Raw genomic sequence first — 26,131 nt, forward strand, 5'->3', positions numbered from 1 at the left:
GTCACACCCCTTTCAGGAGGTCGTCGAGGTCGAAGGAGGAGCGGTGGCCCACGTCGTCGCCGTGGTCGGCGAGGAACCGGTCCGCCGACCGCCGGCCCTCGTCGCGCAGCTGGCACAGGAAGGCCCACTCGGCGATCATCTTCGACGACTCGCCGAGGTCGGCCAGCACGGCGGCGTTCATGGCTCCGGCCGAGGTGCCGGAGATGCCTTCGATGTCGATCCAACCCGCCTCCAGCAGGCGGTCGAGCACGCCCCACGTGAACGCACCGTGCGAGCCGCCGCCTTGCAGCGCGACGTCGACGGGCACCGGGGGCCGTTTGCGAGCGGTCATCGTGCGGGTCCTCCCCCGTGGACTGGACGGTGCAGTCTACTGCCGGGTCCCGCGGACAGGCCAATACGCGGATGCGCGCATGGGGCATTGCAGGCGTAAACAAACTTTCCTCCGGTGCTTGACGGTGTAGTAAAGACTATTTACGATTCGCTTCCGCTCGAACCCGTGCCGCGCCTTGCGGTGCACTCCGGCGCCCCCGCGGTGCCGGCCTCCGTTCCAGATCAAGAAACCCGTGGAGCATCGCTCCGGGGAGGAAATCGGCCGCGACGATTGGGCGGCACCGGAACCCGTCACCGGAAACATTCGACCCGAGCCCGTCCGGCACGCCCCGCGTGCCACAAGGCGCGGGTGCGTCCAGCACCGTCGAGGGAGGCGCGGCGTGCCGCGCCCCGTCACGATGCCAGGGTCCCACAGGAGTAGAAGCATGGCGATCATCCAGCGTGTCACCGTGAAGCAGAACGAGCGCGGCGTGGTGCTGCGCGATGGCGATGTCCACCGGCTGCTGCCGCCCGGGCACCACTGGCTGGTGTCGTGGCGGGGGGCGCTGCGGGTCGATCGGGTCGACGTCGCCGGTTCCCCCGACGTGCCGCCCGAACTGGCCGCGTGGCTCGCCAGGGCCCGTCGGCACCCGGCCGACGGACTCGCGGACGTGCTGCAGGTGCTGGTGCCCGACCACGCAGCCGGCCTGCTGCGCGTGGACGGCACCGTGGTGCGCCGGCTCGCGCCGGGCCCGCACGCCTTCTGGCGGCTCCGCCACGAAGTGGCCGTTGACCTCGTCGACCTGCGCCTCCAGTCGATCGACGTTTCCGGGCAGGACCTGCTGACCCGCGACCGCCTGCCGTTGCGCGTGGAGCTGTCGGCGACGTGGCACGTGGCCGACCCCGTCTGCGCGGTCGCCCAGCTGCACGACCCTGTGGCGCACCTCCGCCGTGAACTTCAGTTCGGCCTGCGCGCGGCCGTGGGCACACGCACGCTCGACGAGTTGCTCGAGGACCGCTCCGCCCTCGACGATCTGGTGGCCGGCCACGTGCGCGGGCGCCTCTGGGCGCACGGCGTGGTACTGGACACCGCGGGGGTCAGGGGCTTCGTGCCGTCCGGGCTCGCGGGGGTCAGCCCGTGAGCCCCAGGCGTGCGCGCAACTGACGCACTGCCGCCGGGATCGGCGCGATCACCGGCACGTGGAACCGCGGCTGCAACGCCCGGGCGGCCTGCCCGAGCGGACCGCCGCCGATCACCACGGCCTGGGCGCCGTCGAGGTCGATGCAGTGGGCGACCTCCCGCGAAAGCGCCTGTTCGAGCGCGCCTGCGTCCGACGCCAGCTCGCGCGGCGCCCCCGGGGTGAGCCGGGTGCCGGTGTACTGCGCGAGCAGGCCCAGTTCGCCGATGCGTGCCTCGATGAGGTCCACGAGGTCCGGTGTCACCGTCGCGATGCCGAAGCGGCGGCCGCCTTCCGCGGCCTCCATCAGCGAGGCCTCGCAGATGCCCACCGCCGGCACGGGAGACATCGCGCGGATCTCCGCGAGCCCCGGGTCGCCGAAGGCGCTGACGATGACGCCGTCCCAGCCCACGCCCGCCCGCCGCCAGCAGCGCGCCACCTCCTCGCGCGCCTCGGCCATGTCGGCCTCGTCGACGATCATCGGCGCGCCGCAGCGTGCCGTGCTGCCGAAGACGGTGACACCGGCCGGCATCTCGGCCGCTGCGATGTCCACCATCATCGCGGTGGTCGCTTCCGACGTGTTGGGGTTGATGAGCAGGATCGACGTCATCGGCCCGGACCTCAGAACGAATGCCGCAGGCCGAGCGACGTGACGTTCTGGGTCACCCCGGGCGCGCCGTTGCCGTAGAACTTCTGGCTCGCGTTGCCGTCGTTGTGCAGCGACACGAGGTTGGCGAAGAGGGCGGTGCGCTTGGACAGCGCGTAGATGCCCTGCAGGCGCCAGAAGTCGGAATCGTCGCCCGTGCCGCGCTGGTCGCGCGCGACGTAGTCGGCGGTGACGGTGAGCGCGGGCAGTGCGTCCCAGACCACGCCGGCGTCCCACGCGCGGGCCTTGGGCAGGCCGAGGGCCTCCGGGTCGCTGTCGGCGAAACCGGCGTGCAGGCGCACCTTGCCGATCTGCCAGCTGACACCCACGGCCGTCTGCGTGTCCTCGCGGCCGGCGGCGTTCTTCGCCTTGCGCCAGGTGGCGCCGATGTCGAACGGGCCGAACACCTGCGTGGCGCCGAGTTCCACGGTGCGTCCCGACGAACCCTCGCCGGGCGCGGCCAGGGCCTGCAACGTGAAACCGCCGAGCGTGGGCGAGACGTACTTCGCCGCGTTGTCCACCAGGTCGCTGATGTAGCCGAACTCGCTGAACTGGAACACCGTGTACCCGCCACCGATGAAGTAGCGGCTCATGATGCCGTCCTCGAGGTTCCACTGGCGGCCGAAGGTCAGCTGGCCGAAGCGCGTGTCCTTGAGGCCCACGAAGCTGCCGCGGTTCCAGAACTTCGCGTTGGCCTGTGCGCCGGTGTCGATCGCGATGGCCGACTCGAAGCCGAACACGGCCGAGAGCCCGCCGCCGAGGTCTTCCGTGCCGCGGAAGCCGAGGCGCGAGTTGGTGACCTTGCTGTTGTCGATGCGGCGGTCGGTGCCGAGTTGCGGAGCGGCCGGCGTGCCGGTGTTGACGTTGGTGACGTTGAGCACTTCGACCGCGGCGATGCCGTAGACGGTGACTTGCGACTGGGCGTGGGCGGCGCCGGCCAGCAGCAGGACGGAGAGGGAAAGGGCGGTGCGTTTCATGGGAGCGGTTCCGGCGCGGTTCACAGGGGCAGGTCGCCGGCCGGACGGCCCAACCACTTGACGGACAGCTTGTCGATCTCGCCGCTCTTGCGGGCCTCGAGGATGATCTGGTTCAGGCGGTCGCGCAGCGCCGTCTCGCCCTTGTTCACGCCGATGAAGTTGGGGCTCTCCTTGAGCAGCAGCTTGAACTCCACGTTCAGCTGCGGGTTCTGCGCCATGATGGTCCCGGCCTCGGCGGCGCTGGTCGCGATCACCTGCACCTGGCCGCTGACGAACGCGGAGACGGTGCCCACGTGGTCCTCGAACCGGCGCACCTCCGTGCCGGCGGGGATCATCTTCGCGAGTTCGGTGTCGGCCATGGCCCCGCGCGTGACCGACACGGTCTTGCCCGACAGGTCGGCCCACGACTTGATGGCCAGCGACTTCGGCGCGAACACGGCCTGGAAGAACGGCGAGTACGCATGCGTGAAGTCCACCACCTGCTCGCGTTCGGGCGTCTTGCCGAGCGTGGAGATCACGATGTCGGCCTTGCGCGTCTGCAGGTACGGGATGCGGTTCGAGCTGTTGACCGGCACCAGTTCCAGCTTCGCGCCGAGTTTCGCGGCGACGTGGTTGGCCATGTCGATGTCGAGGCCCTGCGGCTTCAGGTCCTTGCCGACGAAGCCGTAGGGTGGGTAGTCGGTGGGGATCGCGATGCGCACGGTCTTCGCGCGCTGGATGGTGTCGAGCGCGTTCTGGGCCTGGGCCAGGCCGGTGGCGGCGAAGGTCGCGCAGAAGGCCAGGCCGAAGGCGAGGCGGCGGAAGGTCGGGGTCATGGGCAGGCTCCTTGGAAGGGGTTGACGCCAGGATTTCAGTTTTGGTGCGAAAGTGAAAAACACTTTTCACTAGAAGTCGCCGTTTGCAAACCCCGTGCCACCGCTTCCTGGCAGCGCGTTTTCAGATTGAGCTCATAGGTGAAAAGCAGTGATCGGCGCCGCACGGCCCTCACCGTCGCCTCGCGCCCCACCGGTGCATCACGCCCCGGTGCAGGGCGTCACAGCTCGTCCAGCTCCTCGTGGGCGAGTTCGATCGCGGCCAGGCGCTTGCGGGCCGCGGGCCCGGCGGCCTCGATCACCAGCGAGGCGAGCAGGTCGCACAGCGCCATCACGGCGACGTGGTTGTCGAGCGGCCCGGGCCCGGCGCACTGGCATTCGACGGACCAGGTGGCGGTGGGGCAGTCGGGCGACAGGGTGTCGCTGATGAACAGCAGCTGGGCGCCGGCCCGGGTGGTGCCGTCGATCACGGCGGCCATCTGGCGGGTCTGGCGACGCATCCCGAAGACGATGACGCAGTCGCGCGCGGACAGGCCGGCCAGGTGTTCGCCCAGCGTTTCGCCGGGCCCGGGGATGGCGACCACGCGTGGCAGCACCTGGATGATCTGCCAGCGCAGGTACACGGCGAACGCGTGGCTGCTGCGGCTGCCGAAGATCAGCACCTGGGGCGCGTTGACCAGCGCCTTGACGATGGCCTGCACCTGGGCGGGCGGCAGCCGGTCGAAGGTCTGCTGCAGGTTCTGCTGCGACTGCTGCAGGTGGGTGGCCACCACGCTGCCGCCTTGCCGCGCCGACGAGGCCGCCTGGAACAGCGGCGAGCCCGACTCCCGCTCCTCGCGCACGTGGCGGCGCGCATCGTCGTAGTTCACGTAGCCCAGGCGGCGCACGAAGCGGCTCACGGTGGCGTTCGACACCCCGGCAAGCGACGCGAGTTCGCTCGCCGCGTAGCTGGCCAGTTCACCGGGGAACTCGAGCACGAAGTCGGCGAGCCGGCGTTCGGTGGACGGCAGCCCGTCGAGCTGGCTGCGCACGCGGCGGACGAAGGATTCGGGTGGTCGCATGGAGGGGAGAGGGTGGGCGCCGGCGCCCATTGTGGCCCGGGTCGTGGCCCAATCACCCCAACCCGAAGGAAACCCATGGACCTCCAGACCCTCCAGACCGAACTCCGGCAATTCGCCATCGACCGACGCTGGCCGCCGTTCCACACCCCGAAGAACCTCGCGATGGCGCTGATGGTGGAGGCCGCCGAACTCGCCGAGGTGTTCCAGTGGATGACCCCCGAGGAGTCGGTGGTGGCCTCGCTCGACCCCGCGACGAAGGAGCGCATCGGCGACGAGGTGGCCGACGTGCTGCTGTACCTGGTGCAGCTGGCCGATCACACCGGCATCGACATCGAGGAGGCCGTCGCTCGCAAGCGTGACAAAAACACGCGGAAGTACCCCAAACCCGGATGACGTTCCGCGATGCGGGCGAACCGCTGTTCAGCCATCGGAGGTTTCCCGGAGGGGTGTGATGTGGTTCACGTGTTCACGTTCCACTTCGCAGGGAGGCGTCCGATAACCGGAGACACGGCGAGAGGGAAGCTCGCTGATCCAACAACGCGTGTCCCCGGGGTCCTCCAATGTTCAAGAACGTCTCCATCCGCAAGCGACTGGGCCTCGTGCTCGGCGCCATCCTGCTGCTGTCGCTCGTGACCAGCGTGTTCTCGGTGCTGAAGCTGCGCGAGCTGGGCACCCACATCGACGGCATCGTGAAGGACCAGCTGCTGGTCGAACGCGCCGCCTCCGAATGGCTGATGCACACCACCTCCGGCGTGCAGCGTGCTGCCGCGATCGCCAAGAGCAGCGACACCGCGCTGGTCGACTACTTCGCACCGCACACCGCCGCGGCCGTGAGCCGCACGACCGAGCTGCAGAAGACCATCGAGGACCACATGGACTCGCCGGAGGAGAAGGCGCTGTTCGACAAGGTGAGCGAACTGCGCAAGGGCTACCTCGCCGCGCGCCAGACCGTCGCCGACCTGAAGAAGTCGGGCGACGCCGAAGGCGCGGGCCGTGCCTTCAACGAGAAGTTCGAGCCGGCCTCGAAGGAATACGTCGCGGGCGTGAAGGAAATGGTGGCGGCGCAGCAGGAGCAGCTGGACGCCGCCGCCGCCCGCATCGACGCCCTGCGCGCGCAGACCACGACGCTGCTGATCGCCAGCAGCCTGGTGTCGCTCGTGGTGGGCGTGGTGCTCGCGCTGTCGCTCTCGCGCAGCATCCTCGTGCCGCTGCGTGACGCCGAAGCCGTGGCCCGTGCCATCGCCGACATGGACCTGAGCGGTTCGTCGAAGGGCGCGCACGCCGACGACGAGACCGGCCGCCTGCTGAAGGCCCTCGACGCGATGCGTGTCGCGCTGCGCCAGTCGCTGCAGCAGGTGCGTGGTGTGGTGGACGGCATCTCCACCGCCAGCACCCAGATCGCCACCGGCAACCAGGACCTGAGCACCCGCACCGAACAGACCGCCAGCAACCTGCAGCAGGCCGCCAGCAGCATGGAGCAGCTGACGGTGACCGTGCGCCAGACGGCCGACTCGGCCCGCACGGCCAACCAGCTCGCGGCGTCCGCCGCCGACGTCGCCTCGCGCGGCGGCCAGGTGGTCTCGCAGGTGGTCACGACGATGGAAGAGATCAACGCCAGCTCGCGCAAGATCTCCGACATCATCGGCACGATCGACGGCATCGCCTTCCAGACCAACATCCTCGCGCTGAACGCCGCGGTGGAAGCCGCCCGCGCCGGCGAACAGGGCCGCGGCTTCGCGGTCGTGGCCTCCGAGGTGCGCACGCTGGCCCAGCGCTCGGCGCAGGCGGCCAAGGAAATCAAGGGCCTGATCTCGGCGTCGGTGGAAAGTGTCGAATCGGGCTCGAAGCTCGTGAACGAGGCGGGCGCCACGATGGGCGAGATCGTCGCGAGCGTGCAGCGCGTGACGGACATCATCGGCGAGATCAGCTCGGCCACCAACGAGCAGAGCATCGGCCTCGGCGCGGTCAACGGCGCCGTCACCGACCTCGACCAGATGACCCAGCAGAACGCCGCGCTCGTCGAGGAATCGACCGCCGCCGCCGAAAGCCTGAAGGACCAGGCCGTGAAGCTGTCGGGGGCCGTGGGCACCTTCCGTCTGGGCGCCTGACGCGTCAGACATCCCCTGTCTTGACAGGGGTGGTGGGGCGCCCTGAAACTGAACACATCGGTTCAGTGAAGGAGCGCCCCATGAGCACGACCGCAGCGACGACGATCACCACCCCGCGCCTGGAAACCCGTCCGGCGCGGCCGTGCGTGGTGATCCGCAACCGCGTCACGATGGCGCAACTGCCGACCGACCTCCCGCCTCTGCACGGAGAGCTGGCGCGTTGGCTCGGGGCGCGCGGGCTGGCACCGTCGGGCCCGCCGTTCTTCCGCTACGCGGTGATCGACATGGACGACCTGATGACGATCGACGTCGGCTTCCCGGTGGCGAAGGCCGTCGAGGGCGACGGCCGGGTGCTCGCGGACACGATCGCGGCCGGTTCCTACCTCGTGGCCATCTACCACGGCCACCCGCAGGGCCTGATGCGCGCCACCGGAGAGTTCCTCGACTGGGCCGGCGCCCACGGCATCGTGTGGGACAAGCAGCCCGAGGGCCGCGGCGAGGCCTGGCGTTCGCGCATCGAGTGGTACCTCGACGACAACCGCCCCGACATGAACACGTGGGACACCGAACTCGCGTTCCTGACGCGCTGAGCATGCGACCCCCGCGGTGCTGCATGCACCGCGGCACGGCGTCGCCGGTTCGGGTGCCCTGATTGCATGCACGGCCTGCGCGTGACGCGCAGGCCGTGCAGCGGCACAAAGCGGCGAAATCGTCCGCACCACAAGCACTTGGGAAATACATCGCCGAAAAGCGACGGATTGGCACGGTGCATGCAGAAGCCTCCATGTCTTCTTCCTGGAGGTTCCCGATGTCCCCGTTGTTCCGCAAGCAGCTCGCCCCGTGGCTGCTCACCGTCCCCGCGCTGCTCGGCGCGGCCTTCGCCGCGCAGGCCGAGACCGTCGCCCGCTACGGCATCTCGATGGCCGACATCCCGCTCACCACGGGCCAGCCCGACCGCGGCGCCGGTGCGTACCAGTTCACCGGCCACACGATCTACGACCCGCTGATCGCGTGGGAAGCCAACATCGGCACCCGACCCGGCAAGCTCGTGCCGGGCCTCGCCACCGAGTGGAAGGTGGACCCGAAGGACAACAAGGTCTGGCGCTTCACCTTGCGCAAGGGCGTGAAGTTCCACGACGGCTCCGAGTTCAAGGCCGACGCCGTCGTCTGGAACCTCGACAAGGTGCTCAACGACAAGAGCCCGCAGTTCGACGCCAAGCAGAGCGCCCAGGTTCGCCCGCGCATCCCGTCGATCGCGTCGTACAAGGTGGTGGACGCCTACACCGTCGAGATCGTCACGAAGGACGTCGACGCGCTGTTCCCGTACCAGCTGCCGTGGTTCCTCATCGGCAGCCCCGCGCAATGGGAGGCCCAGGGCCGCGACTGGGCCAAGGTGGCGGTGAAGCCCTCGGGCACCGGCCCGTTCAAGCTCGACAAGCTCGTGCCGCGCGAACGCGCCGACCTCGTGCGCAACGCCGCGTACTGGGACAAGGCCCGCCTGCCGAAGACCGACCGCATCGTGCTCATGCCGATCCCGGACGCACTCACGCGTGCGAACGCACTGCTCAACGGCCAGGTCGACCTGATCGAGACGCCGCCGCCGGACGTGCTGCCGCAGCTGCAGTCGCGCGGCTTCAAGCTCGTGCAGAACGTGACGCCGCACGTGTGGCCGTACCACTTCAGCACGCAGCCGGGCTCGCCGTGGACCGACATCCGCGTGCGCAAGGCCGCCAACCTCGCGGTGGACCGCGAGGCCATCGTCAAGCTGCTCAATGGCCAGGCGTCGGTCGCCAAGGGCCAGCTCGACAAGACCAGCCCGTGGTTCGGCAAGCCGTCGTTCGACATCAAGTACGACCTGCCCGCCGCACGCGCGCTGATGGCCCAGGCCGGCTACACGAAGGCCAACCCGCTGAAGGCGAAGGTCATCATCGCGCAGGGCGGCACGGGCCAGATGCTGTCGCTGCCGATGAACGAGTTCATCCAGCAGAGCCTCGCCGAAGTGGGCATCCAGCTCGAGTTCCAGGTGGTCGAACTGGAGACGCTGTACCTGCACTGGCGCAGCGGCGCCAAGGCCGACATGAACGCCGGCAAGGGCATCACCGCGATCAACCTCGGCTACGTCACCGCGGACCCGTTCTACGCGCTGACCCGCTTCGCCTACAGCAGCTACGTCGCGCCCAACGGCGTGAACTGGGGCGGCTACGAGAACAAGAAGGTGGATGACGCGATCGACAAGATCCGCACGAGCTTCGACGTGAAGGTGCAGGACCAACTGCTCGCCTCGGTGCACCAGCAGATGGTGGACGACGCGCTGATGCTGTGGGTGGTGCACGACACCAACCCGCACGCGCTGTCGCCGAAGGTCAAGACCTTCGTGCAGGCGCAGCACTGGTTCCAGGACTTGACCACGATCGGCATGTGACCCCCGAGTCGGACGAGCCACGACGATGATCGCCTACCTCCTCAAGCGCGTGCTGTACGCGCTGCCCATCGCCCTCGGCGTCACCGTCGTGTCGTTCGCGCTCGTGTACCTCGCGCCGGGCGACCCGCTCAACGCGATCGCCCCGGCGGACGCGCCGGCCGAGGTCATCGAGGCACTGAAGTCCCAGTACGGGCTCGACCGCCCGCTGCCTGTGCGCTACGGCCTGTGGCTCGCGCGTGCGGTGCAGGGCGACCTCGGCGCCTCCATCGCCACCGGCCGCGCGGTGGCCGCCGAAGTGCTCGGTGCGCTGTCCAACACGGTGCTGCTGGCCGGCGTGGCCGCGGCCGTCGGCGTGTTCTTCGGCTGCGTGCTCGGCGGCATCGCCGGGTACCGGCAGGGCGGGGTGGTCGACCGCATCGCCACCGCGCTGTCGGTGGTGGGCGTGAGCATCCCGCACTACTGGCTCGGCCTCGTGCTGACCATCCTCTTTTCCATCCAGCGCCCGTGGTTCCCGGCCATGGGCGCCGGTCCCGGCGGCTCGGGCGAATGGCTGTGGGACCTCGAACACATCCGCCATCTGGTGCTGCCCGCGGCCACGCTGTGCGTGATCCCGATGGGCATCATCACACGCACCGTGCGCGCGCTGGTGGCCGACACGCTGAACCAGGAGTTCGTCGTCGCGCTGCGGGCCCGGGGCCTCGGGCCCTCGGCGGTGTTCCGCCACGTCGCGCGCAACGCCGCGCCCACCGTGCTGGCCGTCGCCGGCCTGCAGGTGGGCTACCTGATGGGCGGCTCCATCCTCGTCGAGACGGTGTTCGCGTGGCCGGGCACCGGCTTCCTGCTCAACACCGCCATCTTCCAGCGCGACATCCCGCTGCTGCAGGGCACGATCCTCGTGCTGTGCCTGATCTTCGTCGCGATCAACCTGCTGGTGGACATCCTCCAGCCTCTCGTCGACCCGCGCATGGGCCGGGCCTGAACCATGTCCGCAGTGCACCCCATGACCGCCTCCGTTTCCCTCTCGTCCGCCGCGGCGCCCAGCCGCAGCTACTGGGCGCTGATGTTCCGCCAGCTGCGGCGCGAGAAGCTCGCGATGGCCGCGGGCCTCGTGCTGCTGCTGATCGTCGGCGCCGCGGTGTTCGCGCCATGGCTCGCACCGGCCGACCCGTTCCAGGCGAGCATGCTCAAGCGCCTGCAGCCCATCGGCACCGAAGGCCACTGGCTCGGCACCGACGAACTGGGCCGCGACATGCTGTCGCGCCTGATGTACGGCGGCCGCCTCTCGCTGCTGCTGGGCGTGATGCCGGTGCTGATGGCCTTCGTGATCGGCACGTCGATCGGCCTGTTCGCCGGCTACGTGGGTGGCCGCACGAACATGCTGATCATGCGCACGCTCGACGTGTTCTACGCGTTCCCGTCGGTGCTGCTGGCCGTGGCCATCGCCGGCGCGCTGGGCCCCGGCATGAGCAACAGCCTGATCGCGCTGACCCTCGTGTTCGTGCCGCAGGTGGTGCGCGTGGCCGAGAGCGTGACCACGCAGGTGCGCGACCTCGACTACGTGAACGCCGCGCGCATGAGCGGCGCGGGCCCGCTGTCGATCATCCGCGTTCACGTGCTCGGCAACGTGCTGGGCCCCGTGTTCGTGTACGCCACGGGCCTCGTGAGCGTCAGCATGATCCTCGCGTCGGGCCTCTCGTTCCTCGGCCTCGGCGTGAAGCCGCCCGAACCCGAGTGGGGCCTGATGCTCAACACGCTGCGTTCGGCCATCTACCTGAACCCGTGGCTCGCCGCCTTGCCCGGCGTGATGATCTTCGTCACGTCGATGGCCTTCAACCTGCTGGCCGACGGCGTGCGGTCGGCCATGGACATCCGCCGATGAACACTTCCCTTGCATCCGCCGACCGCGGTGGCCCCGCGCAGCCGCTGCTGGTGGTGCGCGACCTCGACAAACGCTTCGCCGTGCGCGGCTCGAAACGCCAGCAGGTGCGTGCCGTCGACGGCGTGAGCTTCACCGTCGCCAAGGGCGAGACGCTCGGCATCGTGGGCGAGTCCGGCTGCGGCAAGTCCACCACCGCCCGGCTCATCGCGCGGCTGATGGACCCCGACGGCGGCGAACTGATCTTCGATGGTGAGGGCGTGGGCCAGTTCGGCGGCCTCGCGCTGAAGGACTTCCGCCAGCAGCTGCAGATGGTCTTCCAGGACTCGTTCGCGTCGCTGAACCCGCGGATGACGATCCTCGATGCCGTGGCCTACGGCCCGCAGGTGCACGGCGTGCCGAAGGCCGAGGCCATCGCGCGTGCGCGCGGCCTGCTGGCCCGGGTGGGCCTGTCGCCCGACCAGTTCGGCTCGCGTTTCCCGCACGAGCTGTCGGGTGGGCAGCGGCAGCGCGTGAACATCGCGCGGGCGCTGGCCTTCGAGCCGCGGCTGCTGATCCTCGACGAGGCCGTGGCCGCGCTCGACAAGTCGGTGCAGGCCCAGGTGCTCAACCTGCTGCAGGACCTGAAGGCCGAACGCGGCCTCACCTACCTCTTCATCTCGCACGACCTGCACGTGGTGCACTACCTGAGCGACCGCGTGATGGTGATGTACCTCGGCCGCGTGGTGGAGACCGGCCCGGTGGACCGCATCTTCGGCGCGCCGCGCCATCCGTACACGAAGGCGCTGCTGTCGGCCGTGCCGTCGATGGACCCGGACCACCGCACCACCGTCTCGCCGCTGGCCGGCGACCCACCGAACCCCATCGACCCGCCGAGCGGCTGCCGATTTCGCGACCGCTGCGCCCATGCGCGCGACCTGTGCGCGAGCGCCGCGCCGGTGTTGCGCGAGTCCACCCCGGGGCACTGGACCGCGTGCCACTTCGCCGAGGAGCTGCTGGCATGACGACGTCCCCGATCCTCAGCGTGCGCCACCTGGGCGTCGAGTTCACCGGCCAGCGCCGCGCGTCCGCCATCACCGACCTGAGCTTCGACCTCGCCCCGGGCGAGGTGCTCGCCCTGCTGGGTGAGTCGGGCTCCGGCAAGAGTGTCACGCTGCGCACGCTGCTGCGCCTGCATCCCGCGGCCACCACCCGCATCACCGGCGAGGTCCACGCCGACGGCCAGGACGTGCTGGCGCTGAAGGGCCGCGCGTTGCAGCGGTACCGCGGCGGCACCGTGTCGATGGTGTTCCAGGAGCCGGGCCTCGCGTTCGACCCGGTCTACACGGTCGGCGACCAGATCGCCGAGGCGGTGCGGGCGCACGAGGCGGTGGACCGCCGCGCGGCCCGCCAGCGCGCGCTGGAGATGCTGGAGCGCGTGCAGATCCCGCAGGCGAAGCGCCGGCTCGACGCGTACCCGCACGAGCTCTCGGGCGGCATGCGCCAGCGGGCGATGATCGCGCTCGCGCTGTCGTGCCGTCCGAAGGTGCTGCTGGCCGACGAACCCACCACGGCGCTCGACGCGACGGTGCAGATCCAGATCCTGCTGCTGCTGCGCGAGCTGCAGCGCGAGATGGGCATGGCCGTGATCTTCGTGACCCACGACATCGGCGCGGCCGTCGAGGTGGCCGACCGCGTGGCCGTGATGTACGGCGGCCGGCTGGTGGAGGACGACACGGTGGCCGGGGTCGTGCGTTCGCCCCGGCACCCCTACACCGCGGGCCTGCTCGGCTCGGTGGTGGGCCACGGCCAGCGCGGGCAGCCGCTGCCCACCATCGGCGGCTCGCCGCCGGACCTGGCCGCGCTGCCACCCGGGTGTGCGTTCGCGCCGCGCTGCGCGTCGGCCTCGGCCCGCTGCACGGCCGAGGTGCCGCCGCTCGCCCGGGACGGCGGCGGGGCGTACGCCTGCTGGTTCCCACGCCTGGCGGCCTGAGCGGTGCATGCGCATTCCCGCTGATTTCCGCAGGAGTGCCCGAACTTGCATGCACGGAATCAATCCCGAGTGCCCCGCGGTGCGATGCACAAATTTCAAAAATGCCTTCTGCATCATCGGCTTGCGAAATACATCCAGGGGATGATCCACTCGGGCAACTTGCATGCAAAGATTCGTCCGTCATGCAGTCCGACAGCAGTGCCCCTTTGCCCCTCCGACCTCGTGGTCGCCTGACCGACGAGGTCGGCGAGCGCCTCGCGGAGGACATCGTGCTCGGCCGCCTGGAACCCGGCAGCCGGCTCGACGAGGCCATGCTGGCCACCCGCTACGGCGTGTCGCGCACCCCGGTGCGCGAGGCCCTCAAGCAGCTGGTGACCACGGGCCTCGTGGTGTACCGACCGAACCGCGGCGCGTCGGTGGCGGCCATGACCCCCGAGCAGCTCGACGCGATGTTCGAGACCATCGGCGAACTGGAAGCCGCCTGCGCCCGCCATGCCGCCGTGCGCATGGACGAGGCCGAGCGCCGCGAACTCGCCCGCCTGCACGCCGAGACGCGGCAGGCGCTTCAGTCGAGCGACGTGGACGCCTACGACCGGCTGAACCAGGAACTGCACCTGTGCCTGCTGCACGGCTCGCACAATCCGGTGCTGGTCGACACGGCCAAGTCGCTGCGCGCGCGTGTGGCGCCGTTCCGCCGCACGCAGTTCCGCAACGTCGAGCGCATGGCCGAATCGTTCGCCGAACACGTGGCCATCGTCGAGGCCGTGCTGGCGCGCGACGCCGTCGGCGCGTACCGCGAGATGCGCAACCACCTCTTCTCCGCGCGCGGCGCGGCCGGCCGGCTCGCGCCGGCGTGGACCGCACCGCGCGACGCGTGATCCCCCCGATTCCAACTCCGAGACAGCACCCATGAAACCCATCCTCGGCACCCGTGGCGCGGTCGTCGCATCGCACAGCCTGGCCGCGCAGGCCGGGCTCGACATCCTGCGCGACGGCGGCAACGCCATCGAGGCCACCATCGCGGTGGCCGCCACCCTCGCGGTCGTGTACCCCCACATGACCGGCATCGGCGGCGATGGCTTCTGGCTGCTGCACGAACCCGGCAAGGACATCGTCGGCATCGACGCCTGCGGCCGTGCCGGCAGCCAGGTGACGCCCGCGCTGTACGGCGACGCCGCCAGCATCCCGTGGCGGGGTCCGCTCGCGGCCAACACCGTGGCCGGCACCGTGTCCGGCTGGGGCGCGGCCTACGCGCACAGCCGCGACGTGTGGGGCGGCAAGCTGCCGCTGTCGCGCCTGCTCGAATCGGCGGTGGCGTATGCGCGCGACGGCTTCCCCGTCACGCACAGCCAGGAGGAGAACACCCGCGCGAAGCTGAAGGACCTGGTGAACGTGCCCGGCTTCGCCGACCACTTCCTGCGGGACGGCCAGGTGCCGGTCTACGGCGAACGCCACCGCTTCCCGGCGCTGGCCGCCACGCTCGAACGCATCGGCCAGGCGGGCACCGACGACTTCTACCGGGGCGAACTCGCGAAGTCCATCGCCGCAGACCTGCAGGCCGCCGGCTCCCCGCTGGTCGCGGCCGACCTCGCCGCGCATGCGCCGGAGATCGTCGAGGCGCTGTCGGTCACGCTGAAGGACGGCACCCGCGTCTTCAACCTGCCGCCGCCCACGCAGGGCCTCGCATCGCTGCTGATCCTCGCGATCCACGACCGCATCCGGCAGGAGGGCTGGAGTCCCGACAATGTGGAAGGCATCCATGCGCTGGTCGAGGCCACGAAACAGGCCTTCATCGTGCGCGACCGTGTGGTGACGGACCCGAACACGCTGCCGTCCACGCCGGCCTCGTGGCTGACGGACGAAGCCATCGCGAAGCTCGCGGCCGCCGTGCCCGTCGACAAGGCCAGCCCGTGGCCCGCGCCGGTGAGCGATGGCGACACCACGTGGCTCGGTGTCGTCGATTCGGAAGGCCGCGCGGTCAGCATGATCCAGAGCATCTTCTTCGAGTTCGGCAGCGGCGTGGTGCTGCCCGGCACCGGCATCTGGTGGCAGAACCGCGGCTGCTCGTTCGACCTGAGCCCGGGCAAGCTGCGTTCGCTCGCCCCGGGCCGCAAGCCGTTCCACACGCTGAACCCGGCGATGGCGCAGCGCCCCGACGGCAAGCTCGTCGTGTACGGCACGATGGGCGGGGAAGGGCAGCCGCAGACGCAGGCGGCCGTGCTGTCGCGCCTGATGTACGGCGGCCACAACGTGCGCACCGCCGTGTCGGCGCCGCGCTGGCTGCTGGGCCGCACGTGGGCCGAACAGAGCACCACGCTGAAGATCGAGCGCCGCTACGGCGACGACGTGGTCGAGCGGTTGCGCGCCCTGGGCCATCCGGTCGAGGTGGTCGCGGAGTTCGACGAGCGCATGGGCCACGCGGGGGCGCTGATCCGCCATCCCGACGGGTTGATCGAAGGGGGCGAGGACCCCCGCAGTGACGGGCAGGTGGCCGCGTGGTGAGTGCAGTGACCGTGAAGAAGTCTCCGGGGTTCAAGTTCGACGGTTTCATGAAGGGCATGGTCATCGCGGTCGTGCTGGCCTTCCTGTGGCCCACGCCGGGTGCCCATGGCGGGGTCCTGCATCCCGAGTTGCTCAACAAGGTGGGTGTCGCGCTCGTCTTTTTCCTCAACGGCCTGTCGCTGAGCCTGCCCGCGATGCGCGCGGGCGCGGCGAGCTGGCGCGCCCACCTGCTGATCCAGGGCGCCACGTTCGTGCTGTTCCCGCTGATCGGCGTGGCCGGCGTGTGGGCCTCGCACGGCCTCGTGCCGCACGACCTGCAGCTCGGCTTCTTCTACCTGTGCGCGCTGCCGTCCACGGTGTCGTCGTCGGTGGCGCTGACCGTCGCGGCGCGCGGCAACGTGCCGGTCGCGGTGTTCAATGCCACGCTCTCGAGCCTGATCGGCGTGCTGGTCACGCCGATGTGGATGGGCTGGATGCTCGGCCAGGCCGGCATCGAGTTCCCGATCGGCCCCGTGATCCGCGACCTCGTGCTGTGGGTGCTGGTGCCGCTCGTCGCCGGGCAGCTCGCGCGGCCGTGGTTGGGCGAATGGGCCGCGAAACACAAGTCGCGCCTGCAGTGGGTGGACCGCGGCACGATCCTGATGCTGATCTACACCTCGTTCGCCGACTCGGTGGTGCAGGGCGTGTGGACCCGATTCGGCGTGATGACCGTCGTGGGCACCGCCATCGCCACGCTGGTGCTGTTCATCGTCGTGATGCTGGTGGTGCGTGCGCTCGCGCGCCTCATCGGCCTGAGCGATGCGGACCGCGTGGCCGCGATCTTCTGCGGCTCGAAGAAGACGCTGGCCTCGGGCGTGCCGATGGCGCAGATGATCTTCGGCACGAACCCCGCCCTCGGCCTGATCCTGATGCCGCTGATGCTGTACCACCCGCTGCAGCTCGCGATCGGCGGGGTGCTCGCGCAACGATGGGGTGGCCGCACCGGGTGACTTCCCGGCTTGCATCGGGCGGAGGGATCGGGAACACTTGACCGATCAAGTTTCCCGGTACCCCGATGCAGAAATTCCTTGTCGCCCTCGCGCTCGCCGTGGTCCCGCTGCTGGGCCACGCGGGCGCTCCGGACGGAGCCGCCTGGCTCCGCCACGCCACCGACGACCTGCTGCCGTACTGGCGCCAACCCGCCGCCCTCGGGTCGCCCGTCGGGCGTTTCCCCACCTTCCGTTGCATCGACGGCGGCGCGTACGACGCCGCCAAGCCGTGCAAGGAACTGGCACGGGCGCCGGGTTGGATCCGCGCCGAACTGGGCCGCGAGTACGTGCGCATGCAGTCGCGCCAGACCTTCGCGTACGCGGTGGGCTTCCACCTGACCGGCGACCCGGCGCTGCTGGCCGCCGCGAAGGCGGGGTCGGCCGACATCCGTGCCCGTGCGCTGGACCCGGCCACCGGCAGCGCCGCCACGTTCCACGACCGCGACGGTCGCGCTCAGCCCCCGGTGGGCGAACGCACCGCGCAGGACCTCGCGTACGCCGCGCTCGCGATGGCGGCCGTCTACGACCTGACCCGCGATTCGGCCACGCTCGACGACCTGGACCGCCTGCACCGCCACCTGATGGGCCACTTCGACGCGGAACGAGGCGAGATGCGCTGGACGCTGAAGGGCCCCGAGGCGGGCAAGCGGGAACTCGTGGCCCAGCTCGACCCGCTCAACGCGTACATGGTGCTCGTGACACCGCTGCTCGAGGGCGAACGCCGCCAGCGCTGGCTGGCCGACATGGGCCGGCTGGTCGGCACCATCCGCACGCACTACTGCGCGGGCCAACAACCCCGCTGCCGCGGCACGCTGGACGCGGGCGGTGAGGTGCCGGGCGCGCGCCACAACGACTACGGCCACAGCGGCAAGGCCTACTGGATGGTGCTGCTCGCCGCGCGGATCCGGGGCGATGCGGACGCGGCCGCGTGGGCCGAGGCCAAGGGCCACGCCGTGCTGGCCGAGGCCTTCCAGGAGGACACCGGCGCATGGGCCTCGCGCTGGACCGCCGACGGCCAGGACACGAGCCAGCAGTGGTGGATCTCCGCCGAACTCGACCAGCTTGCATCGACCCTCGCGCTGGGCGACCGGCGCTACCTGGGCTACCTCGAACGCACCGGCCCGTACTGGCTCACGCACTTCGTGGACCGCGAACACGGCGAGGTGTACGGCTGGCTGTCGCCGTCGGGCGAGCCGGGAGACGCGCTGAAGCAGCACCAGTGGAAGAACGGCTACCACTCGCTGGAACACGCGCTGATCGGGTACCTCACCGCGCAGGCGCTGGCGAGGCAGCCGGCGACGCTGTACTACGCGTTGCCGAAGGGGACGAAGGCGCCGCTGGCGCCGTACGTGTTCCCGGGGCGGGAGCGTGGGCGGGAGGAGGTGAAGGGGGGCGTGTTGAAGGTGACGTTCGACGTCGGGCCCTGAGGGCGAAAAGAACCGTCACCCCGGCGAACGCCGGGGCCCACTCGTCCCGGGGCGCGCCTCGGCCCCGGTGGATCCCGGCGTCCGCCGGGATGACCCTTTACGAGCGCACCTTCCCCGCCTGCGCCACCGCCAGCGCCGTCATGTTGACGATGCGCCGCACCGTCGCCGACGGCGACAGCACGTGCACCGGCGCCGCGGCGCCCAGCAGCACCGGGCCCACGGTCACGCCGTGGCCGCCGGTCATCTTCAGCACGTTGAACAGGATGTTCGCCGCGTCGAGGTTGGGCAGCACGAGCACGTTGGCCGCACCGGTCAGCGTGGACGACGGCAGGGCCTTCAGGCGCAGGTCTTCGCTCAGCGCCGCGTCGCCGTGGATCTCGCCGTCGGCCTCCACGTCGGGGCAGCGGTGGGCGAACAGGTTGCGCGCCTCGCGCATCTTCAGTGCCGACGCGCGCTTGCTGCTGCCGTACATCGAGTGCGACAGGAAGGCCACCTTCGGCGGCAGGCCGAAGTGCTTGACCTCGTCGACCGCCATCTCGGCGATGTCGGCGAGCTGGGCCGCGTCGGGTTCGTCGTGGATGAAGGTGTCGGTGATGAACAGCGTGTGCTGGTCGAGCAGCAGCGCGTTCATCGCGGCGAAGGTGCGGGCGCCCTGGCGCAGGCCGATGATGTCGCGCACGTGTTCGAAGTGAGCGTCGTAACGGCCCACGAGGCCGCACAGCATGCCGTCGGCATCGTTCAGGTGCACCATCAGCGCGGCGATCACGGTGTTCGAGCGGCGCACGATCGACTTGGCCGTCTCGGGCGACACGCCGTTGCGGCCGTTGAGCTGGTGGTAGGCCTCCCAGTACTGGTTGAAGCGGGCGTCGTCGCCCGGGTTCACCAGCTCGAAGTCGCGGCCCGGCTGCAGGCGCAGTCCGGCGCGTTCGATGCGCGCGGCGATGACCTCGGGGCGGCCGATCAGGATCGGGCGCACGAGCTTCTCGTCGAGCGCGATCTGCACGGCGCGCAGCACACGTTCCTCTTCACCCTCGGCGAACACGATGCGCTTCGGCGCCGAGCGGGCGGCGCGGAACACCGGCTGCATGATCATGCCGGTGTGGGTCACGAAACGGGTCAGCGAGTCGCGGTAGGCCTCGAGGTCCTCGATGGGGCGTGCGGCCACGCCGGAGGCCTTGGCGGCTTCGGCCACGGCCGGCGCGATGCGCAGGATCAGGCGCGAGTCGAACGGCGTGGGGATGAAGTAGTCGGGACCGAAGCGCAGCTCGCGGCCGTCGTACGCGGAGGCCACCTCGGCGCTGATCTCGGCCTTGGCCAGCGCGGCGATCTCCTTCACGCACGCGATCTTCATCTCGTCGGTGATGCGCGTGGCGCCGCAGTCGAGCGCGCCGCGGAAGATGTACGGGAAACACAGGACGTTGTTGACCTGGTTCGGGTAGTCGGACCGGCCGGTGGCGATCAGGCAGTCGGGGCGCGCGAGCTTCGCGAGTTCCGGGCGGATCTCGGGCTCGGGGTTGGCGAGCGCGAGGATCAGCGGCTTGTCGGCCATGGTCTTGACCATCTCGACCGTGAGCACGCCGGCGGCCGAGCAGCCGAGGAACACGTCGGCGCCCTTGACGACGTCGGCGAGCGTGCGCGCGTCGGTCTTCTGCGCGTAGCGCTGCTTCGAGGCGTCGAGCTTGTCGGCGCGCTGGTCGTGGATCACGCCCTTGCTGTCGCAGACGAACACGTTCTTCGGCGAGACGCCGAGCGTGACCATCATGTCGAGGCACGCGATGGCCGCCGCGCCGGCGCCCGACACCGCCACCTTCACCTCGCCGATGGCCTTGCCCACCAGTTCGAGGCCGTTGATGAGCGCGGCGCTGGAGATGATGGCCGTGCCGTGCTGGTCGTCGTGGAAGACGGGGATCTTCATGCGCTCGCGCAGCTGGCGCTCGATGTAGAAGCACTCGGGGGCCTTGATGTCCTCGAGGTTCACACCGCCGAGCGTGGGCTCGAGGGCGGCGATGATCTCGACGAGCTTGTCGGGGTCGCGTTCGGCCAGTTCGATGTCGAACACGTCGATGCCCGCGAACTTGCGGAACAGGCATCCCTTGCCCTCCATCACCGGCTTGCCGGCCAGCGGGCCGATGTCGCCGAGGCCGAGCACCGCGGTGCCGTTGGTGACCACGCCGACGAGGTTGGCGCGCGACGTGAAGTCGGCGGCGAGCGCGGGGTTCTCCTCGATCGCGAGGCACGCGTAGGCCACACCCGGCGAATACGCGAGCGAGAGGTCGCGCTGGTTCGACAGCGGCTTGGTGGGCACCACGGCGATCTTGCCGCGCACGGGGCTGCGGTGGTATTCGAGCGCGGCGTCGCGCAGCGCGGATTCGGCGGGAGACAGCGGCTTGCTGCCTTTGGTGATGTCGGACATCGGAACTCTCCAGGGGCGGCCGGGCGCAAGGGGCGCTCGCGGCGGGAACGGCTTCGATTCGGTGCGCGGATGCCGGGGGGTGGGGCAGCGATCGCGGCGCGCGGGGAGCATCGGGTCGCGATGGCAGCCTGGGCGTCGTCAGGGGCGCGGGGTGGGGCACTGATTCTGTCACCTCTTGGCCGGTTCGGACAGCCCGCGACCTCCCCGAACGAAACCAGGTGTGCGCAGGGCGTTTCAGGGGAAGCCTTGGGGTAGAGTCGCCGCTTCGGGCCCTTTCTTCCGCATGTCCCCCCGCGCCTGCACCGTTTCGCTGAACCCCGCCATCGACCGCACCTTGTGGGTCGACCGGCTCGCGCCCGGGCACACGCACCTCGCCACCGGGGAACACCGCCAGGCGGGTGGCAAGGGGTTCAATGTCGCGGCGGGCCTGGCCTCGCTCGGTGTGCCGGTCGCGATGTGCGGCTGGCTCGGACGCGAGAACGCCGGGGTTTTCGAGGCGGCGTTCCAGGCGCGGGGCATCGCCGACGCCATGGACCGGGTGTCCGGCCACGTCCGCGAGAACCTGCAGCTCACCGACACCGCCCGCCAGCAGACCACCTCGGTGGACCTGCCCGGCATCGCCTTCGACCCCGCCACGCTCGCCGCGGCGGAACAGCAGCTCGACCGAACGCTCGCCGCGCGCGTGGCCCCGGGCGACTGGTGCCTGCTCACCGGCAGCCTGCCGCCCGGCGTGGACGCGGGCACGCTCGAACGCCTGTCGCGTTCGCTGTCGGCCGCCGGGGCCCGCCTCGTCGTCGACACCGGCGGCGAGGCCCTGGCCGACCTGCTGCGCCGCCTGGCCGGCACGCCACGTGCCATGCCCGTCTTCGTGAAACCGAACCGCGACGAACTCGAAGCCCTGTGCGGCCGGTCGCTGCCCACGGTGCCCGACGTCGTGGCCGCCGCGCGCGGCGTGGTGGCCCAGGGCGTGCCACACGTGCTGGTGTCGCTGGGCGCCGACGGCGCGGTGCTCGCGACCGCGGCCGGCACCTGGACCTGCGCCGTCCCCGCCGTGCCCATCTGCACCACGGTGGGGGCGGGCGACGCGGTGGTCGCCGGCACCACCGCGGGGCTGATGGCGGGCCTGCCCTTCGACGCCGCCGCCCGGCGCGGCCTCGCCTGCGCGGCCTGGCGCATCCAGCGCCGCACCCCCGACCTCCCGCCGCGCGACACGCTCGATGCCGACGCCGCGGCCTACCGACTCATCCCCTCGCCATGAAAACCTCCATCAGCAAGACCACGCGGCTGTGCATGTCGCTGTCCGCCCGCCCGGGCAACTTCGGCACGCGCTTCCAGAACTTCCTGTACGACGCGCTCGACCTCGACTTCGTCTACAAGGCCTTCACCACAAAGGACCTGGCCGCGGCCGTGGGCGGCATCCGTGCGCTGGGCATCCGCGGCTGCGCGATCTCGATGCCGTTCAAGGAGGCCGTGATCCCGATGCTCGACGCGCTGGACCCGTCGGCCGGCGTGCTGCAGTCGGTCAACACCATCGTCAACGACGACGGCTTCCTGCGCGGCTACAACACCGACTACCTCGCGGTGCGCCACCTGCTCGATGCGCACCAGGTGCCGCGCGACCTGCGCGTGGCGGTGCGCGGCAGCGGCGGCATGGCCAAGGCCGTGACGTGCGCACTGCGCGATGCCGGCTTCAAGGACGGCGTGGTCGTCGCCCGCAACGAGGCCACCGGCCGCGCCCTGGCCGGCAGCTACGGCTACGCGTGGCAGCCCGACACCTCGGGCCTCGCGGCCGGCCTGCTCGTCAACGTGACCCCCATCGGCATGTCCGGCGGCGAGGAATCCGGCGACCTCGCGTACAGCCTGTCCCTGATCGATGCCGCCCACACGGTGTTCGACGTCGTGGCGATCCCGGTCGAGACGCCGCTCATCGTGGCGGCTCGCGCGGCCGGCCGCCCGGTGATCACCGGCGGCGAGGTGATCGCGCTGCAGGCGCTGGAACAGTTCGTGCTGTACACCGGTGTGCGACCCGACCCCGAGCTCGTCGCCGAGGCCGCGGCCTTCGCCCGGGCCGCCTGACGGCCAGGGGCGTGCTCGGGGGCAGTTAAACTTCGGCCCTTTCACACGCTCCTTCCATGGCTGCAGCTTCGACCGGTACGCCGTCCGCCCTCTTCGACCTGAAAAGTGCCGCCCTGACGGCGATGGCGTTGGTGCTGAAGTCCACCGACCTGGCCGCGCTCGCCTCGGCCCTGGAAGAACGTTTCGGCAGCACCCCGTCCCTCTTCGATTTCGACCCCGTCGTGATCGACCTGGCCGCGGTGCGTGAATCCGAAGCCGCGATCGACTTCACCGCGCTGGCCGCACTGCTGCGCCAGCACCGCCTGCAGCCGGTGGGTGTGCTCGGCGGCAGCGAGGACCAGATGGCGCAGGCGCTGGCCGCCGGCCTCGGCGACACGCCCGCGCTGACGCAGGCGCCACCTGCACCGAAACCCGCGACGCCCGAACCGGAATCGCCGGCCCCGGCACCCGTGCTCGAGGTGCCACCGCCCGTGTGGCCCGTCATCCCGTCCGGCGCGCTCGTGGTCGACAAGCCGCTGCGCTCCGGCCAGCAGGCCTACGCCAAGGGCCGCGACCTCGTCGTGCTCGCGGTCGTGAGCTTCGGCGCCGAGGTGATCGCCGACGGCAACATCCACGTGTACGCCCCGCTGCGCGGCCGCGCCATCGCGGGCGCCAAGGGCGACACCAGCGCACGCATCTTCAGCATCTGCATGGAGCCGCAGCTGGTCTCCATCGCCGGCACCTACCGCACCACCGAGACGGCGCTGCCGGCCGAGGTGCTGGGCAAGCCCGCGCAGGTGCGGCTCGACGGCGAGCGCCTCGTGGTCGAGGCGCTGAAGCTCTGAACAAGAAACAACCGAATCAACCAACAAGGATCGACAAACCGATGGCCAAAATCGTCGTGGTGACCTCCGGCAAGGGAGGGGTGGGCAAGACCACCACCAGTGCGAGCTTTGCATCCGGGCTGGCGCTCGCCGGGCACAAGACCGCCGTGATCGACTTCGACGTCGGTCTGCGCAACCTCGACCTGATCATGGGCTGCGAACGCCGCGTGGTGTACGACCTGATCAACGTGATCCACAACGAGGCGAACCTGAACCAGGCGCTGATCAAGGACAAGCAGTGCGACAACCTGTTCGTGCTGGCCGCCTCGCAGACGCGCGACAAGGACGCGCTGACGCAGGACGGCGTCGAGCGCGTGCTGAAGGAACTCGCCGAGATGGACTTCGAGTACATCGTCTGCGACTCGCCGGCCGGCATCGAGACCGGCGCGCTGATGGCGATGCACTTCGCCGATGAAGCGCTGATCGTCACGAACCCCGAGGTCTCCTCGGTGCGCGACTCCGACCGCATCCTCGGCATGCTGTCGTCGAAAACCAAGCGTGCCATCGAAGGCCAGGACCCCATCAAGGAACACCTGCTGATCACGCGCTACAACCCGTCGCGTGTGGTGGGCGGCCAGATGCTCTCGCTGGAGGACATCCAGGAGATCCTGCGCACGCCGTTGATCGGCGTGGTCCCCGAATCCGAGTCCGTGCTGGACGCGTCCAACCAGGGCCTGCCGGCCATCCACCTGAAGGACACCGACGTGGCGGAAGCCTACAAGGACGTGGTCGCACGGTTCCTTGGCGAGGAACGCCCGATGCGGTTCACCGATGCCGAAAAGCCCGGGTTCTTCAAGCGCCTGTTCGGCGGGAGGTAAGCAACGATGTCGTTTCTCTCGTTTCTTCTCGGGGAGAAAAAGAAGACCGCCAGCGTCGCCAAGGAGCGGCTGCAGATCATCCTCGCGCATGAGCGCAACGGCCGCTCGGCATCGTCCGACTACCTGCCGCAGCTCCAGCGCGAACTGGTGGCGGTGATTTCCAAGTACGTGTCGATCAAGCCCGAGGACATCAAGGTGAACCTCGAGCGCACCGACAACCTGGAAGTGCTCGACATCAAGATCGAGCTCCCGGACGCAGCTCGCTGACGCGTCGCACCGGTTGACGCGCGGGCGTTCGCCCGCGAAGATGCCCGCGTGCAAAAGGTCTTTCCCTCCTCCTGCTGATCGCATGGACGCTCCGGCGTCCATGCCCCCGCAGCCGCGCTGGCCGTGAGGCCGGGCGCGGGTTCCCGTCACGGCCGCCCGCCGCTGGACCGGCCTTCCGGAAAGACCTTCGTCATGACTTCTTCCCTCCTCACGGTGTCCGGTGTCTCCGGCCACCTGGGCCGCTTCGCGGCCTCGCACCTCCTCGACCTCGGCGTGCCGCACCTGCGTGGCACCAGCCGCACCCCATCACACGCGTCGGACCTGGCCGCGCGCGGCCTGGACGTGCGCCTCGCCGACTTCGGCGACCCGCGCTCGCTCGACGACGCCTGGGGCGGTACCGGCCGGCTGCTGCTGGTCAGCACCGGTGCCGAACACGCGGGCCCGCGCCGCGTGCGGCAGCAGCTCGCTGCACTGGATGCGGCCCAACGGGCCGGTGCGCACCACGTCGTCTACACATCGCTGCAGCGCGCCGGCGATTCACCGCTGAAGGCCCTGGTGGCCGACCATGCGGCAACCGAGGCCGCGCTGCGCGACGCGCCGATGGCCCACACCGTGCTGCGCCATGCCTTCTACCTGGAGATGCTGCTGACCACGTTGCCGCCCGCGATCGCGAGCGGACGCTTCGTCACCGCCGCCGGCGGCGGGGCCATCGCCTACGTGGCGCGGGCCGATTGCGCGCGCGCCGCGGCCGAGGCGCTGCGCCAGCCCTTCGACGGGCGGCGGACGCTGGACGTGACCGGTCCCGCCGCGGTCACCGCCGACGACCTGGTGGCGACCGCGAACGAGGTGCTGGGCACGTCCATCACCGTCGAGCGGGTGGACCCCGATGACCTGCAGCGGCGGATGGCGGCCGCGGGCTTGCCGCCGCCGCTGGCCGCGGTGCTCGCGGACATCGACCGCGGCGTGGCGAGGGGCGCCATGGACACGGTCTCCGGCGGGGTCGAGGCCCTGACCGGGACCGCACCCGAAGGTGTGGCGGCCTTCCTCGCCCGTCATCGCGAGGTGCTGCTGCCGCCGGCCGGCCAACGCGGCTGACCGACCGGTGACGCGGGGGGAGGGAACGGCCTCAGCAGGTCTGTTCCAGCTCCCCGTCGAAGTCCATCAGCACGCTGGCCAGCTCCAGCGCCCGCCACAGGTGCGGTGGCATTTCCATGATCTTTTCCGGCGTGCGGGCCCGCGCGGTCCACGCGCGGATCTCGGCATGCTGGCGGGGGGTCAACAGGTTCAGCGAGAGCATCACGTCGAGCGTCTGCACAGGGCCTCCCTTCCGGACGGCGAAGGGGGCCGTCGCGTGAAACCACTATCGCATGATTGAT

The 26,131-nt window shown here is 70.4% G+C and carries 26 protein-coding genes; 19 read left to right on the forward strand and 7 right to left on the reverse strand.

Going from position 1 to position 26,131, the window contains the following annotated elements:
• Position 1: 1 nt before the first annotated feature.
• Positions 2-331, reverse strand: coding sequence for a patatin-like phospholipase family protein (locus A4W93_RS30595; RefSeq protein ID WP_257790069.1), 330 nt, complete (start codon positions 329-331; stop codon positions 2-4).
• Between the two features lie 424 nt (positions 332-755).
• Here A4W93_RS30595 and A4W93_RS00505 point away from each other — a divergent pair, with 424 nt between their 5' ends.
• Positions 756-1,451 carry an SPFH domain-containing protein gene (locus tag A4W93_RS00505; RefSeq protein WP_085748748.1) on the forward strand — a complete coding sequence of 232 codons (696 nt, stop codon included), beginning with the start codon at positions 756-758 and terminating at the stop codon, positions 1,449-1,451.
• On the opposite strand, the gene A4W93_RS00510 is transcribed toward A4W93_RS00505, so the two are convergent.
• From A4W93_RS00510 to A4W93_RS00525, 4 genes are all read right to left on the reverse strand, one after another.
• Positions 1,441-2,097 carry an aspartate/glutamate racemase family protein gene (locus A4W93_RS00510; protein WP_085748749.1) on the reverse strand — a complete coding sequence of 219 codons (657 nt, stop codon included), beginning with the start codon at positions 2,095-2,097 and terminating at the stop codon, positions 1,441-1,443. The two genes, A4W93_RS00505 and A4W93_RS00510, sit on opposite strands and share 11 nt — an antisense overlap.
• An 11-nt stretch (positions 2,098-2,108) precedes the next feature.
• On the reverse strand, positions 2,109-3,110 hold the full coding sequence (locus A4W93_RS00515) for a porin (RefSeq protein ID WP_085748750.1): 1,002 nt from the start codon (positions 3,108-3,110) through the stop codon (positions 2,109-2,111).
• Between the two features lie 20 nt (positions 3,111-3,130).
• Entirely contained in the window at positions 3,131-3,925 is a 795-nt protein-coding gene (locus A4W93_RS00520; RefSeq protein WP_085748751.1) for a transporter substrate-binding domain-containing protein, read from the reverse strand.
• A gap of 218 nt (positions 3,926-4,143) precedes the next feature.
• On the reverse strand, positions 4,144-4,983 hold the full coding sequence (locus A4W93_RS00525; protein ID WP_085748752.1) for a MurR/RpiR family transcriptional regulator: 840 nt from the start codon (positions 4,981-4,983) through the stop codon (positions 4,144-4,146).
• A gap of 75 nt (positions 4,984-5,058) precedes the next feature.
• Here A4W93_RS00525 and A4W93_RS00530 point away from each other — a divergent pair, with 75 nt between their 5' ends.
• The 12 genes from A4W93_RS00530 to A4W93_RS00585 all read left to right on the forward strand — a co-directional run bounded on the left by A4W93_RS00530 (position 5,059) and on the right by A4W93_RS00585 (position 18,318).
• Positions 5,059-5,376: a nucleotide pyrophosphohydrolase gene (locus A4W93_RS00530; protein ID WP_085748753.1), complete on the forward strand. Its 318-nt coding sequence runs from the start codon at positions 5,059-5,061 to the stop codon at positions 5,374-5,376.
• Between the two features lie 167 nt (positions 5,377-5,543).
• On the forward strand, positions 5,544-7,091 hold the full coding sequence (locus A4W93_RS00535; RefSeq protein WP_085748754.1) for a methyl-accepting chemotaxis protein: 1,548 nt from the start codon (positions 5,544-5,546) through the stop codon (positions 7,089-7,091).
• 80 nt (positions 7,092-7,171) lie between these two features.
• Positions 7,172-7,681 carry a GyrI-like domain-containing protein gene (locus A4W93_RS00540; RefSeq protein WP_085748755.1) on the forward strand — a complete coding sequence of 170 codons (510 nt, stop codon included), beginning with the start codon at positions 7,172-7,174 and terminating at the stop codon, positions 7,679-7,681.
• A gap of 218 nt (positions 7,682-7,899) precedes the next feature.
• Positions 7,900-9,513, forward strand: coding sequence for an ABC transporter substrate-binding protein (locus A4W93_RS00545; protein WP_085748756.1), 1,614 nt, complete (start codon positions 7,900-7,902; stop codon positions 9,511-9,513).
• A gap of 25 nt (positions 9,514-9,538) precedes the next feature.
• Positions 9,539-10,492: an ABC transporter permease gene (locus A4W93_RS00550; protein WP_085748757.1), complete on the forward strand. Its 954-nt coding sequence runs from the start codon at positions 9,539-9,541 to the stop codon at positions 10,490-10,492.
• 21 nt (positions 10,493-10,513) lie between these two features.
• Positions 10,514-11,392, forward strand: a complete 879-nt coding sequence (locus A4W93_RS00555; RefSeq protein ID WP_085748758.1) for an ABC transporter permease — start codon at positions 10,514-10,516, stop codon at positions 11,390-11,392.
• Positions 11,389-12,393, forward strand: coding sequence for an ABC transporter ATP-binding protein (locus A4W93_RS00560; protein ID WP_085748759.1), 1,005 nt, complete (start codon positions 11,389-11,391; stop codon positions 12,391-12,393). The genes A4W93_RS00555 and A4W93_RS00560 overlap by 4 nt, the downstream gene beginning before the upstream one ends.
• A complete protein-coding gene (locus tag A4W93_RS00565; RefSeq protein WP_085748760.1) occupies positions 12,390-13,361 on the forward strand; it encodes an ABC transporter ATP-binding protein in 972 nt (323 codons plus the stop codon). Before A4W93_RS00560 ends, A4W93_RS00565 begins: the two co-directional genes overlap by 4 nt.
• A 206-nt stretch (positions 13,362-13,567) precedes the next feature.
• Positions 13,568-14,239: a GntR family transcriptional regulator gene (locus tag A4W93_RS00570; protein ID WP_237357654.1), complete on the forward strand. Its 672-nt coding sequence runs from the start codon at positions 13,568-13,570 to the stop codon at positions 14,237-14,239.
• 31 nt (positions 14,240-14,270) lie between these two features.
• Positions 14,271-15,863, forward strand: coding sequence for a gamma-glutamyltransferase family protein (locus A4W93_RS00575; protein ID WP_085748761.1), 1,593 nt, complete (start codon positions 14,271-14,273; stop codon positions 15,861-15,863).
• Positions 15,860-16,852: a bile acid:sodium symporter family protein gene (locus tag A4W93_RS00580; RefSeq protein WP_218919181.1), complete on the forward strand. Its 993-nt coding sequence runs from the start codon at positions 15,860-15,862 to the stop codon at positions 16,850-16,852. The genes A4W93_RS00575 and A4W93_RS00580 overlap by 4 nt, the downstream gene beginning before the upstream one ends.
• Before the next feature lie 65 nt (positions 16,853-16,917).
• A complete protein-coding gene (locus A4W93_RS00585) occupies positions 16,918-18,318 on the forward strand; it encodes an AGE family epimerase/isomerase (RefSeq protein ID WP_085748762.1) in 1,401 nt (466 codons plus the stop codon).
• Between the two features lie 97 nt (positions 18,319-18,415).
• Here A4W93_RS00585 and A4W93_RS00590 read toward each other — a convergent pair whose 3' ends face one another.
• Positions 18,416-20,731: an NADP-dependent malic enzyme gene (locus A4W93_RS00590; RefSeq protein ID WP_085748763.1), complete on the reverse strand. Its 2,316-nt coding sequence runs from the start codon at positions 20,729-20,731 to the stop codon at positions 18,416-18,418.
• Positions 20,732-21,014: 283 nt separating this feature from the next.
• On the opposite strand from A4W93_RS00590, the gene A4W93_RS00595 reads away from it, so the two are divergent.
• From A4W93_RS00595 to A4W93_RS00620, 6 genes are all read left to right on the forward strand, one after another.
• On the forward strand, positions 21,015-21,989 hold the full coding sequence (locus tag A4W93_RS00595) for a 1-phosphofructokinase family hexose kinase (protein ID WP_085748764.1): 975 nt from the start codon (positions 21,015-21,017) through the stop codon (positions 21,987-21,989).
• The gene (locus tag A4W93_RS00600) at positions 21,986-22,807 is read left to right on the forward strand and encodes a shikimate 5-dehydrogenase (RefSeq protein ID WP_085748765.1); all 822 of its coding nucleotides are present in this window, start codon (positions 21,986-21,988) and stop codon (positions 22,805-22,807) included. The genes A4W93_RS00595 and A4W93_RS00600 overlap by 4 nt, the downstream gene beginning before the upstream one ends.
• 56 nt (positions 22,808-22,863) lie before the next feature.
• The gene (gene minC / locus A4W93_RS00605; RefSeq protein WP_085748766.1) at positions 22,864-23,631 is read left to right on the forward strand and encodes a septum site-determining protein MinC; all 768 of its coding nucleotides are present in this window, start codon (positions 22,864-22,866) and stop codon (positions 23,629-23,631) included.
• Positions 23,632-23,672: 41 nt separating this feature from the next.
• Complete coding sequence (minD, locus tag A4W93_RS00610; RefSeq protein ID WP_085748767.1) at positions 23,673-24,488, forward strand: septum site-determining protein MinD; 816 nt, start codon at positions 23,673-23,675, stop codon at positions 24,486-24,488.
• 6 nt (positions 24,489-24,494) lie between these two features.
• On the forward strand, positions 24,495-24,755 hold the full coding sequence (gene minE / locus A4W93_RS00615; protein WP_085748768.1) for a cell division topological specificity factor MinE: 261 nt from the start codon (positions 24,495-24,497) through the stop codon (positions 24,753-24,755).
• 192 nt (positions 24,756-24,947) lie between these two features.
• Positions 24,948-25,850, forward strand: coding sequence for an NAD(P)H-binding protein (locus tag A4W93_RS00620; RefSeq protein WP_085748769.1), 903 nt, complete (start codon positions 24,948-24,950; stop codon positions 25,848-25,850).
• A gap of 31 nt (positions 25,851-25,881) precedes the next feature.
• On the opposite strand, the gene A4W93_RS00625 is transcribed toward A4W93_RS00620, so the two are convergent.
• Positions 25,882-26,070: a hypothetical protein gene (locus tag A4W93_RS00625; RefSeq protein ID WP_099959830.1), complete on the reverse strand. Its 189-nt coding sequence runs from the start codon at positions 26,068-26,070 to the stop codon at positions 25,882-25,884.
• Positions 26,071-26,131 lie beyond the last annotated feature (61 nt).

Source organism: Piscinibacter gummiphilus (genome assembly GCF_002116905.1).
Classification (GTDB): Bacteria; Pseudomonadota; Gammaproteobacteria; order Burkholderiales; family Burkholderiaceae_C; genus Rhizobacter; species Rhizobacter gummiphilus.